This is a genomic window from bacterium (assembly GCA_036524115.1).
GTDB lineage: Bacteria > JAUVQV01 > JAUVQV01 > JAUVQV01 > DATDCY01 > DATDCY01.
Window position 1 is genome coordinate 1 of the sequence record DATDCY010000228.1, and the last position, 12,168, is coordinate 12,168.

Genomic DNA, 12,168 nt, shown 5'->3' on the forward strand with positions numbered 1-12,168 from the left:
CAAGCGCGGCGCCGAGAAGCGCGCGCGCGAGCCGGGGGTCGGCGCCGGCGAGGAAGAACACGCCGGCGGGGACGGTCGCGAGGGTGCCCGCAAGCAGCGGCCCGATCCGCCGCCAGGGCAGCGCGCGCCGCGCCGGCAGCAGGAGCGCGACGTTGACCGCCAGCGAGAGCAGCGCGACGAGCCCCGCGGCGGCGCGCACGCCGAGGACGAGGGACAGCAGCGGCATCGCGACCAGCGCGGAGCCGAAGCCGGTCACCCCCTGCGCGAACGCGGCGAGGAATGCGGCGCCGCCCACGGCGGCGAGCAGCGGCAGCGTCAGCTCGGGCATGCGGGCATCCTACCCGAACGCCGCCGCGGACGGTGCCCCTGACGCAGGCGACGAAGCGCGGCAACGTCGCTCCCCGGGCTCGCGGGTCCAGCCGCGCCCGCGCGCCGGCTCAGCCGAACCGGCCGGTGATGTAGTCCTCGGTCTGCTTGAGCTTCGGGTTCGTGAAGATCTGCCGGGTCCGCCCGAACTCCACGATCCGCCCCTGGTAGAAGAACGCGGTGTAGTCGGAGATGCGCGCCGCCTGCTGCATGTTGTGGGTGACCACGACGAGGGTGAAGTTCTCCTTGAGCGAGTCGAGGAGTTCCTCGATGCGGGCGGTGGCGATCGGGTCGATCGCGGAGGTCGGCTCGTCCAGCAGCAGCACCTCCGGCTCGACCGCGATCGCCCGGGCGACGCACAGGCGCTGCTGCTGGCCGCCGGAGAGGGACATGCCGGGGTGGTCGAGCTTGTCCTTGACCTCGTCCCAGAGCGCGGCCTGCTGCAAGGCGCGCTCCACGCGTCCCGTCAGCTCGCTCGGCCGCAGGCGGTAGTAGAGCCTCAGGCCGTAGGCGACGTTCTCTGCGATCGAGAGCGGGAACGGCGTCGGCCGCTGGAAGATCATGCCGACGCGCCGCCGCAGGTCGAGCAGGTCCACGCCCGGCGCGAGCAGGTTCTCGCCGTCGAGCACAACCTCGCCAGCGGCGCGCTGGTTGCGGTAGAGGCCGTAGATGCGGTTGTAGACCCGCAGGTGCGTGGACTTGCCGCAGCCGGAGGGGCCGATGATCGCGGTCACCCGATTCGCGTGGATGTCCAGCGAGTTCGCGAAGAGCGCCTGCCGCTCGCCGTAGAAGAAGTCGAGGTCCCGGACGGCGATCTTCACGTCGGGCGCGGGCGCCGCCGCATCCCCGGTCCCGCTCCGCGCGGGTGCGACGCCGGGCTCCGCCAGCAACGAGGTCATCATCGGGCCTCCTTCGTGCGCACCAGCGCCCGCACCGCGAGGGACAGCGCGAGCACCGCCGCCGTGATCACCATCGCACCTCCCCAGGCCTGGGCCTGCCAGTCGCCGAACGGCGACATGGCGTAGGAGAAGATCGTGACCGTGAGATTCGCCGTCGGCTGGCCGAGGCGCTCCGGCCAGTATGGACTGTTCAGGCAGGTGAAGAGCAGCGGCGCCGTCTCGCCCGAGACGCGCGCCACCGCGAGAATGACGCCCGTCAGGAGCCCCCTGCGCGCGCTGCGCACCACGATGTCGCGCACGACCCGCCAGCGCGGCGCGCCGAGGGCGAGCCCGGCCTCGCGCAGGGCGCCGGGGACGAGCAGCAGCATGTCCTCGGTGGTGCGCACGACCACCGGCAGCATGATCAGCGCCAGCGCGACGGCCCCGGCGTATCCGGAGAAGTGCCCCAGGGTCGCCACCAGGAGGGTGTAGACGAAGACGCCCGTGATGATCGAGGGGACGCCCATCAGGATGTTGGCGGCCAGCCGCACGGCCGCCGCGAACCGTGACTGCCGCCCGAATTCCACCAGGTAGATCCCGGCCGCCAGGCCCAGCGGGATCGCGGTGGCCGCGGCCAGGGCGGTGAGCAGCAGGGTGCCGAGCATCGCGTTCGCGAGGCCCCCGCCCTCGACGCCCGGCGGCGCCGGCAGCCTCGTGAAGAAGGCCGGCGACAGCGCGGCGGCCCCGCGGCGGATCACCGTCGCGAGGATCCAGCCCAGAGCGCCGATCCCCGCGGTCGCCGCAACGCCGGCCGCCAGCCGCATGGCCAGGTCGGCGAGGCGCCGGGAGGCGATCCGGCGCGCCTTCATCGTGCGGCCCCGCTGCGACGCTCGACGCGCGAGAGCCAGAGCTGCGCCGCGCACTGCACGCCCGCGGAGAGGAGCAGGAGGATCGCCCCCAGGGCGACCAGGGCGCTGACGTGCAGGGGGTCGGAGGCCTCCGAGAACTCGTTGGCCAGCGTGGAGGCGATGGTATTGCCCGGCGCGAAGAGCGACAGGGAGAGCCGGTGCTCGTTGCCGATGACGAAAGTCACCGCCATCGTCTCGCCAATCGCCCGCCCGAGCCCAAGCACGACGGCGCCGATGACCCCGTGCAGCCCGTACCGGAGCGTGACCTGCCGCGCCACCTCCCAGGTCGTGGCCCCGAGGCCGTACGCCGCCTCCTTCACGACGTGCGGGACGAGCGAGAAGACGTCGCGGATGACGGCGGTCATGAACGGCAGGACCATCAGCGCCAGGATCAGGCCCGCGGTGAGCACGCCGATCCCCATCTGCGGGCCGCCGAAGAAGGGCGACCCGCCGCCGGCGCGGGCGAGCGCCGGCTGCACGTGCCGCGAGACCAGCGGCGCAAAGACGTACAGCCCCCACATGCCGTAGATGATGCTCGGCACCGCCGCCAGCAGCTCGATCGCCAGGCCCACCGGCCTGCTCACGGCGGGCGGCGCCAGCTCGACGAGGAAGAACGCGATCGTCAGGCTCAGGGGAACGGCGAGCGCCAGCGCGATCAGCGTCGAGGCGAGCGTCCCGACGATGCTGCTCAGCGCCCCGTAGGTCCCCGTCACGGGATTCCAGGCGTCGGACCAGAGAAACGCGGGGCCGAACCGCCGGATCGCCGGCAGCGACTTCCACGCCAGCGTCGCCACCAGCAGCACGAGGATCAGCAGGACCGACAGCGCGCACAAGCCCGCGCCAGCCCGGAAGAGCCGGTCCGCCGCGGGGCTCGGAACGCGCCGCGCGCCCGGGTGGCTCAGGGCCAGACCGCCTTCCCGTCGCAGCGCACCTGGTCCTGCCACGCCGCCTCCACGAGGTCGGTCACCGACGCCGGCAGCGGGACGTAGGCCAGCTTCTCGGCCTGTGCCGCGCCGCTGCGCAGACACCAGTCGAAGAACGCCAGCATCGCCCGACCCCGCGCGGCGTCGGTCTGCCGGGCCCGCACGAGGATGAAGGAGGCGCCGGTGATCGGCCAGCTCGCGTCGCCGGCCTGGTCCGTGAGCACGAGAGCGAAGCCGGGCGCGCCCTTCCAGTCGGCGCCGGCCGCCGCAGCCTGGAACGACGCGATGGACGGCGCGACGAACTTCCCGGCGCGGTTGCGCAGCTGCACCGTCGCCAGCTTGTTCTGGACCGCGTAGGCGTACTCGACGTAGCCGATCGTCCCCTCCGCCTGCTGGACGAACGCCGCCACCCCCTCGTTCCCCTTGCCGCCCACGCCGGCGGGCCAGGCGACGGCCTTCTCGGTGCCGACCTTCGCGTGCCACCCGGGCGAGACCTTGTCGAGGTAGTTCGTGAAGATCCAGGTCGTCCCCGAGGCGTCCGAGCGGTGCACCACGGCGATGTCCCTGGCCGGCAGGCTCATGCCGGGGTTCTGCGCCTTCACCGCGGGGTCGTCCCAGCGGCGCACCGTGCCGAGGAAGATGTCGGCGAGCAGCTCCGGCGTCAGCCGCAGCGCGCCGGGGGAGACGCCGGGCAGGTTCACGACCGGGACGACGCCCCCGACGACCAGCGGAAACTGCACGAGCCCGGCGGCCCGCAGCTCGTCCGCCTTGAGCGGCGCATCCGACGCCCCGAAGTCCACGGTCCCCGCCTTGATCTGGGTGATCCCGCCGCCGGAGCCGATCGACTGGTAGTTGAGCTTCGTCCCCGTGGTCTGCGCGTAGCGGTAGGCCCACTGCGAGTAGATCGGGTAGGGGAAGCTCGCCCCCGCGCCGTTGATGGCCGGCGCATCCGCCGCCATGCCCCGTCCGGCGAGCGCCGCGACCAGGGCCGCGGCCAGTGCACACGCCTTCTTCACGCTGCTCCTCCTTGCGCTCGCAACTCTCTTCTCTCTCGTCTCCATGGCGGGCACGGTAACGCGCGATGGCAAGAGCACGATGAGGCGGGCGTGAGAATTCGGTGAGGATCACGCCCCGCCGGCGGGCGCGTGAGAGAATCTCACCGGGGGTGCGGCAACGGCAGCGTGATGGTGAAGGTGCTCCCCGTGCCCGGTTCGCTCGCGACGCCGACGGTCCCGCCGTGCGCCTGGGCGATGTGCTTGACGATCGCCAGCCCGAGGCCGGTGCCGCCCAGGCTGCGGCTGCGGCTCCTGTCGACGCGGTAGAAGCGCTCGAAGAGCCGCGGCAGGTGCTCCCGCGGGATGCCGATGCCGTGGTCGATCACCTGGATCGAGACGGCGCCCGGCGACACGGCGCCGCGCACCAGCACCCGCGACCCGGGCTCGCTGTAGGTCACGGCGTTGTCGACGAGGTTGACGACCGCCTGCGAGAGCAGGAGGGCCTGCGCGGGGAAGACGCGGTCCTCCGGGCACTCCAGCGCCAGCTCGATCTCCTTCTTCGCGGCGCGCGGCCGCGTCGTCTCGAGGACCTCGGCGAGCAGAGCGCAGAGGCTCGCCTCACCGAGCGGGGCGCGCCCGTCGCCGCCCTCCTGCTCCAGGCGCGCGAGGCTCAGCAGGTCCGAGACGATCGCGTTCAGGCGGTCGGCCTGCCTGTGGATGATCTCGAGGAAGCGCACCGCGCTCTCCCGGTCGTCAAGCGCGCCGTCGAGGAGCGTCTCGACGAAGCCGGCGATGGAGGTCACCGGGGTCTTGAGCTCGTGGGAAACGTTGGCGACGAAGTCCCGCCGCACCCGCTCGAGGCGGTGCAGCTGCGTGATGTCGTTGAGCACGATCAACGCGCCGACCCTCGCTCCGGCCGCGTTGCGCAGCGCCGCGCCCCGCGCGCGGACGAGCAGCTCGCCGCCCTCCCCGAGCGCGAACTCCTCCACGACCGGCTCCGACGCGCCGAGCGCGCGCAGGATGAACGCCTGCAGCGGCAGGCTGCGCTGCAGTTCCTGCACACCGCCGCCGACGGCAGCGGTGGCATCGACCCCGAGCATGTCCGCGGCCGCCCGGTTGAGGAGGATGATGCGCTTCGCGCCGTCGACGGCGATCACACCCTCGACCATGCCTGCGAGGACGGACTCGAGGGTGCCGCGCTGCTCCTGCACGGCGGCGATGCGCTCCGCGAGCTGGCGCGCCATCGCGTTCATGGACTCGGCGAGCGCCGCTATCTCCTCGACCGCGGGCGCGGGCAGCCGCGCGCCCAGCTCGCCGCGGGCGAAGCGATCGGCCCCTTCGCGGAGGTCCTCGATGGGCCGGACGATGCGGCGGGAGATCACGTAGCTCGCCGCCGCCCCGAGCAGGATGATGACGACCGCGGCGCCGAGCAGGCGCGACCGGATGGTCTGATAGGCCTCGTCGACGGCCGCGATCGGCACCGAGAGCCGCAGCGCGCCGGCGACCGCGCCCGCCGCGCGCAACGGGACCGCCACGTACAGGGCGGGCTGGCCCAGCGTCACGCTGAACCGCTCGGCGGCGGCGTCCCTGCCCGCGAGCGCCTCGCGCACCTCGGGGCGGTCGCCGTGGTTCTCCATCCGCGATGGGTCCTCAGCGGAGTCGCACAGCACCCGTCCGGACGGCGCGACCAGGGTCAGACGCAATCCCGCCTTCCGGCCCAGCTCGCGGCAGGTCGGCTCGAGGTCCGCCGCGCTGCGCCGGAGACCGGCCGAAAGCTCCGGCTCCGCGAGGCGGGCCGCCGCCGTCAGGTCCGCGCCCTTCTGCTGCAGGGCGAAGCGCCGCAGGTAATCCGCCGCATACCAGCTCGTGGCGGCCACGGAGAGCCCCGTCACGACGAGCAGCGGCGGGAACACCTGCCAGAAGAGGCGCCTGGAGCGCACGGCGCCCTCAGGCGCGGAAACGGTAGCCGACCCCGCGGACGGTCTCGACGAGGTTGCCGGCCTCGCCGAGCTTGCGGCGCAGGCCGACGACCTGGACGTCCACGGAGCGCTCCGTCACGGGGTAGTCGGCGCCCCGCACGGCGTCGACGATCTGCGATCGCGTGAAGACCATTCCCGGACGGCCCGCGAGCAGCCAGAGCACCTCGAATTCCGTGAAGGTCAGATCGACCCGCGCCTCGCCGACGAGGACCTCGCGCCGTCCCCGGTCCAGGAAGATCCCCCCGGCGGCGCGCGTGGCGCCTGCCGGCGCCGGCGCCGACGAGGTCCGGCGCAGCGTGGCCCGGATGTGCGCCAGCAGGACGCGCGGGCTGAAGGGCTTCGTCAGGTAGTCGTCCGCCCCCAGCTCCAGGCCCGCGACGATGTCGGCCTCCTCGCCACGCGCCGTCAGCATGACGATGGGGATGTGCTCGGTCCTCGCGTCCTTCTTCAGCAGGCGGCAGACCTCGAGCCCATCGATGCCGGGCAGCATCAGGTCGAGCAGGACAAGATCGGGCCGCCGCTGCCCGGCGAGCGACAGCGCCTCCTCGCCGCTCCCCGCGAGGACCGCGGAGAACCCCGCCTTCTCCAGGTTGTAGCGCAGCAGCTCCGCGATGCTCTCCTCGTCCTCGACGACGAGGACCACCTTCCGCGCCTGGCCCATGGCGGGAGCATAGACGCTCACGGTTAGGAAATGGTGAGGAATCGCCGGGGAACCGCCGCTGCCGCGCCCCGCCGGGCTGCGGGACGTCAAACCCGCGATTGCCCCACAGAATCCCGATTACTGCTATAATAATTCTAGGCGATGATGCGGGCGTCCGGAAGACCGGCGCCCCGGGGGATATGGCGTGAAGGGCATGAAGGACCGCCTGACGGTTCGCATCGTACTGCTCGCGATCCTCCTCCCGCTCGGCGGCATCCTCGCGGTCAGCGTCGCCGTGCGCCAACGCATCCGGTCGGGCTATCTCGAGGTCAGCCGCTCACAGGCCGGAGCCCTCGCCGAGGTGGTCGCCCGGAACATCGAGCGGACGATGCTCGACGGCCGCGCCGACATCACGCGCAAGGCGGTTGCCGACCTGCGCGCGCTGCCGGGCATCGCGGATGTCGCGGTGCTCGACGCCGGCGGCCGCGCCGCCTTCGCGACCGACGCGCCCCCCCTGGAGCGGGAGGCGCTCGAGCGGCTGCGATCCGGGGGGAGCTTCACGCGCGACGAGCGCGACTCCCTCGTCTTCTACCGCCCCCTGGCCAACGGCCCGGAGTGCCGGCGCTGTCACGGCGGTGACGGCTCCCTGCTCGGCGCCGTCAAGGTCGCCGTCTCTCTCGCCGAACCGATCCGCCAGGGACGGGCGCCGATCGCCACGGCGTTCGCCTGGTCGCTGGCCGGGACGCTCATCATGGGCGGACTGCTCTGGTGGGTCCTCCACCGGCTCGTGGTGCAGCCGGCGACGCGGCTGCGCGCCGCGGCAGCGGCAGTCGCGGCCGGGGACCTCGGCGTCGACCCCGGTGTCACGGGCCGCGACGAGATGGGCGCCCTCGGCGACGCCCTGCGCCGCGCGGTGCAGGGGATGGCGGAGGTCGTCAGGCGCGTCCACGACGTGGCGCGGCGGGTCGAGGGCATCTCGGAGCGCACGGAGCAGAAGTCGGCGGAGGTCGTCCGCGCGACGACCGTCGAGACGCAGTCCTTCGAGAACATCGCCGCCTCGATGCAGGAACTCAACGCCTCGGTCGGGCAGATCGCGCGCGAGGTCGAGGTGCTCGCCGCCGCCTCCGCCGAGGTGGACGAGGCGGGGCGCGAGGGCGCCCGGAGCGCCACCGAGGTCCTGGAGCGCGCGAAGGAGCTGACGGAGGTCGTCGAGGGGACCGCGGACGCCGTCGCCATGCTCTCGCACACGGTCCGCGAGCTCAGCTGGGGGGCGAACCACGTCACCGATGTCTCGGGGGCGACGCTCGCGGCCGTGCACCACCTCGAGGAGACCGTGCGCGCCGTCGAGACCGCGGCGGCGGCGTCCGCCGAGCACACGGCCCGGGTGCGCCGCGAGGCCGAGGAGCTCGGCGTCGGCTCGGTCCGGCGGGCCCTCGAGGGCATGGAGCACATCCGCGAGTCGGTCGGCCGCACCTCCGCGCACCTCGACACCCTCGGCGGGCTCTCCCAGCGCATCGGCGAGATCCTCGACGTCATCGACGAGGTCACCGACCAGACCGGCCTGCTGGCGCTCAACGCGGCGATCCTCGCAGCGCAGGCCGGCGAGGACGGGGCGGGCTTCCAGGTGGTGGCCACCGAGATCCGCAAGCTCGCGGTGCGGACGGCCGGCTCGACGGAGGCGATCGCGGACGTCGTGCGCGGGGTGCGGCGGGAGATTGACGGCGCGGTCTCCTCGATGGGCGAGGGCATGGCGCGGGTGGAGCAGGGCATGGCCTTCGCGCGCGAGGCGGGCGCCGCGCTCCAGACCATCGTCGGCAGCGCGTCGGCGGCGACCGCCGCTGCCGCGGCCATCCCGGAACGGACGGCGGGCCAGGCCGAGGACCTCGGGAAGGTGCGCGACTCGATGGGGCGGCTCGACCAGATGGCCTCGTTCCTCGCGCAGGGGTCCGAGGAGCAGCGCCGCGAGGCGGACCGGATCCAGCGCTCCACCCACGCCGCCGTCGAGGTGGCGCGACGCATCCGCGAGGCCAACGCCGCGCAGAACGAGGTCGGCCGGCGCCTCGCGACGACCGCCGGGCAGCTGGCCGAGGGCGTGCAGCGCATCGCCGGCTCCCTCGCGGAGGAGCGCGAAGGCAGCGCCCAGATCATGCAGGCGCTCGTGCGCGTCGTCGATCTGCCGCGGCAGAACCGCGCCGAGGCCCTGCGCATCAACCAGGCCCTGCGCGAGATCCTCGGCGGGACGGAGCTGCTGCGCGCCGAGGCCGGGCAGTTCCGCGTCCCGGCGGAGGCCGCCGCCGACGTGCTGCGCCTCGGCGTGCTGCCGCTGGAGAGCCCGGCGGCGATGCACCGGCGCTTCACGCCGCTGGCGGCGCACCTGGCGCGGCGCCTCGGCCGGCCCGTGGAGCTGCGGGTGGCGCTGGACTTCGCGGAGGCGGTGTCGGACCTGGACGAGGGGAAGACGCAGCTGGCGTGGCTCTCGCCATCGACCTTCGTGCAGGCCCGCACGCGCTGCGGGGCGCGGCTGCTGGTGACGGCGCTGCGCGCCGGCCGCCCCGTGCAGCACGCCGTGATCGTGACGCGGCGCGGCTCCGGGATCTCCTCGCTGGCGGAGCTGCGCGGGCGCACGTTCGCGTTCGGCGACCCGCGCTCGACGTCGAGCCACATCGTGCCGCGGGCGATGCTCCTGGAGGCGGGGATCGCACTCGAGGACCTCGCCGGCCACGACCACCTCGGCCACCACGACGCGGTGGCGCGGGCGGTGCTGGCGGGCGAGTACGACGCCGGCGCGGTGATGGAAACGGTCGCCGCGCGCCTGGCGGCCGAGGGGCTCGTCGCGATCGCGCAGTCGCCTCCGGTCCCCGAGTTCTGCCTCTGCGTCCGCGGCGACTTCCCGGAGTCGCTCGGGCAGCGGCTGCAGGCCGAGTTGATCGCGCTCGGCACGACCGAGGGCGGGGGCGGGGAGATCCTGGCGGCGATCGCCGAGGGCTACACGGGGTTCGCGGCGGGGCGCGCCGAGGACTACGACGCGATCCGGGGGATGATGGAGCGGCTCCGGCTCGCGCAGTACTAGGGCGCCGATCCGCGCGGACCGGCGCTGCCGTGCCTGATCCGCGGCGCACGCGCGGATCGCCGGCGGTTGACAATCCCGCGCCGCGCCGCGAGAATCCCTCCGGCCGCACGTGCGGCCGTTGCGGCAATCACACCGGTGAAGGAGGGAATTCCATGGGTCGGGTCTACAACTTCAGCGCGGGGCCGGCGGCGATCCCCGTCGAGGTCCTGGAGCAGGCGCAGCGCGAGATGCTCGACTGGAACGGCTCGGGCATGTCCGTGATGGAGATGAGCCACCGCGGCAAGGACTATCTGTCCATCGCCGAGAAGGCCGAGGCGGACCTGCGGGCGCTCATGGCCATCCCCGCGAACTACAAGGTCCTCTTCCTGCAGGGCGGCGCCTCGCAGCAGTTCGCGATGGTGCCGATGAACCTGCTCGGCGGCAGGAAGAGCGCCGACTACGTCAACACCGGCGCCTGGTCGAAGAAGGCCATTTCCGAGGCCAAGAAGTTCTGCGCGCCGAAGATCGCCGCGACGACCGAGGCCGACAAGTTCATGCGCGCGCCGAAGGCCTCCGAGCTGCAGCTCGACCCCGACGCCGCGTACGTGCACTACACGCCGAACGAGACGATCGGCGGCGTGGAGTTCCCGTACATCCCCGAGACGGGCGGCGTGCCGCTCGTCGGCGACTTCTCGTCGACGATCCTCTCGCGCCCGCTGGACGTCACGAAGTTCGGCGTCGTCTACGCCGGCGCCCAGAAGAACATCGGCCCGGCGGGCATGGCGGTGGTCATCATCCGCGAGGACCTCGTCGGCAAGGCCCCCGAGGGGACGCCGACGATGCTCGACTACAAGACCCACGCGGCGGAAGGCTCGATGTACAACACGCCGCCGACCTACACCTGGTACATCGCCGGCCTGGTCTTCGCCTGGCTGCTCAAGAACGGCGGCCTCACGGCGATGGGCGAGCTCAACGCGCGCAAGGCGAAGAAGCTCTATGCGGCGATCGACGGCTCGGGCGGCTTCTACAAGAACCCGGTCGAGGTCGCCTCGCGCTCCTGGATGAACATCCCCTTCACGCTGCCGAAGCCCGAGCTGGACGAGGTCTTCCTCAAGGAGGCCAAGAAGGCGGGGCTCGTCACGCTCAAGGGCCACCGCTCCGTCGGCGGCATGCGCGCCAGCATCTACAACGCCATGCCCGAGGCGGGCGTGGACGCGCTCATCGCGTTCATGAAGGACTTCGCCCAGCGCAACGGCTAGAGATCGTTCGCGCCGGCCGCGCCCCGGCTCTCCGGGCGCGGCCGGTCAGCGGCCGGCCAGGCCGTGCCGCTCCAGCAGCGCCCAGAAATCCCGCTCGATCCGCTCCGGCGCGAACTCCGCCAGCCGCGCCCGTCCCGCCGCGACCAACCGCGCCCGCAGTTCCCGGTCCGCGACCGCCAGGTGCATCAGCTCCGCCACCTCCTCGGGCCGCGCGCCGTCGGTGAGCAACCCCGCGGCGCCCAGCGTCTCGGGGATGGCCCCCGCAGCGCGCGCGACGATCGGGATGCCGTAGTGCATCGCCTCCAGCAGCGGCACGCAGAAGCCCTCGTGCTCGCTGAGCGTGGCGTAGAGGTCCGCCAGCCGGTAGTACGCGACGAGCTGGCGGAACTCCACGTGGCCGACGACGCGCACGTCGTGGTCGCCCAGCGCCAGCGCCAGCTCGCGCACCCCCGCGGCGTAGTTCTCCAGCCCGGCGGTGCCGCCGACGAGCAACAGCCGGCTGTGCGGGTCGAGCCGGCGGTAGCAGTGGAACGCCCGCACGAGCTGCTCGAGCCGCTTGTTCGGCGCGAAGCGCCCCACGTGCAGGATGTTCGTGCGGCCGTCGCGCCAGCGCGCGAGGACCTCCGCCGCAGGCTCCTGGCGCTCGTGGTCCGCGAAGTCCACGACGATCGGCACGACCGCCGTCCGCGCGAAACCCGCCGCCTCCAGCTCGCGCCGGTTGAACTCCGAGACCGTGACCGCCAGCTCGGTGCAGCCGGCAAGCTGGCGCAGCTGCTCGCGTCCCAGGCGGCACTCGTGCTCCATCTGCGGGCTGATGCCGCGCGCGAACTCCGGCGGCGTGATGTTGTGGTAGACGACGACCCGCCGCGCGCGCAGCCAGCGGAAGTCCTCGGCGACCGGCGTCCCGATCGAGAAGTGGAAGAGGCAGACGTTGCCCGGCGCGTCGACCGCGGCGTACTCGGACCACGGACGCGATTCGCGCTTGAGCTGCGGGTGATGGGCGCGCGCGAAGATCTCGGAGGTGACCCCGTGCCGGCGCAGGATGGCGCGCAGGGCGAGCGCATGGTTGCCGATCGCGTCCCCGACGCTGAAGGTGGGGACGGCCTGGTCGATCCGAGAGGTCGTCATGCGCCGCCCATCATAGTGCAGCACCGCGCCGCATGCCACCGCC

General features: G+C 73.1%; 10 protein-coding genes. 2 read left to right on the plus strand and 8 right to left on the minus strand.

Annotation, left to right across the window (positions count from 1 at the left end):
• From VI078_11160 to VI078_11190, 7 genes are all read right to left on the minus strand, one after another.
• On the minus strand, nt 1–328 hold a 328-nt coding region (locus VI078_11160), incomplete at its 3' end, for a TSUP family transporter (protein HEY5999840.1).
• 109 nt (nt 329–437) lie between these two features.
• Nucleotides 438–1,268, minus strand: a complete 831-nt coding sequence (gene pstB / locus VI078_11165; GenBank protein HEY5999841.1) for a phosphate ABC transporter ATP-binding protein PstB — start codon at nt 1,266–1,268, stop codon at nt 438–440.
• Nucleotides 1,265–2,113: a phosphate ABC transporter permease PstA gene (gene pstA / locus VI078_11170; GenBank protein HEY5999842.1), complete on the minus strand. Its 849-nt coding sequence runs from the start codon at nt 2,111–2,113 to the stop codon at nt 1,265–1,267. Before pstA ends, pstB begins: the two co-directional genes overlap by 4 nt.
• Nucleotides 2,110–3,096: a phosphate ABC transporter permease subunit PstC gene (gene pstC, locus VI078_11175; GenBank protein HEY5999843.1), complete on the minus strand. Its 987-nt coding sequence runs from the start codon at nt 3,094–3,096 to the stop codon at nt 2,110–2,112. Before pstC ends, pstA begins: the two co-directional genes overlap by 4 nt.
• Nucleotides 3,051–4,034 carry a phosphate ABC transporter substrate-binding protein PstS gene (pstS, locus tag VI078_11180; protein HEY5999844.1) on the minus strand — a complete coding sequence of 328 codons (984 nt, stop codon included), beginning with the start codon at nt 4,032–4,034 and terminating at the stop codon, nt 3,051–3,053. Before pstS ends, pstC begins: the two co-directional genes overlap by 46 nt.
• Nucleotides 4,035–4,231: 197 nt before the next feature.
• On the minus strand, nt 4,232–6,010 hold the full coding sequence (locus VI078_11185) for an ATP-binding protein (protein ID HEY5999845.1): 1,779 nt from the start codon (nt 6,008–6,010) through the stop codon (nt 4,232–4,234).
• A 7-nt stretch (nt 6,011–6,017) separates the two neighbouring features.
• Nucleotides 6,018–6,710, minus strand: a complete 693-nt coding sequence (locus tag VI078_11190) for a response regulator (GenBank protein ID HEY5999846.1) — start codon at nt 6,708–6,710, stop codon at nt 6,018–6,020.
• A 193-nt stretch (nt 6,711–6,903) separates the two neighbouring features.
• Between VI078_11190 and phnD the strand changes: the two genes are divergently transcribed.
• On the plus strand, nt 6,904–9,759 hold the full coding sequence (phnD, locus tag VI078_11195; protein ID HEY5999847.1) for a phosphate/phosphite/phosphonate ABC transporter substrate-binding protein: 2,856 nt from the start codon (nt 6,904–6,906) through the stop codon (nt 9,757–9,759).
• 152 nt (nt 9,760–9,911) lie between these two features.
• On the plus strand, nt 9,912–10,997 hold the full coding sequence (serC, locus tag VI078_11200; protein HEY5999848.1) for a 3-phosphoserine/phosphohydroxythreonine transaminase: 1,086 nt from the start codon (nt 9,912–9,914) through the stop codon (nt 10,995–10,997).
• 45 nt (nt 10,998–11,042) lie between these two features.
• Here serC and VI078_11205 read toward each other — a convergent pair.
• Nucleotides 11,043–12,168: glycosyltransferase family 4 protein (locus tag VI078_11205; protein ID HEY5999849.1), on the minus strand; the 1,126-nt coding region annotated here is incomplete at its 5' end.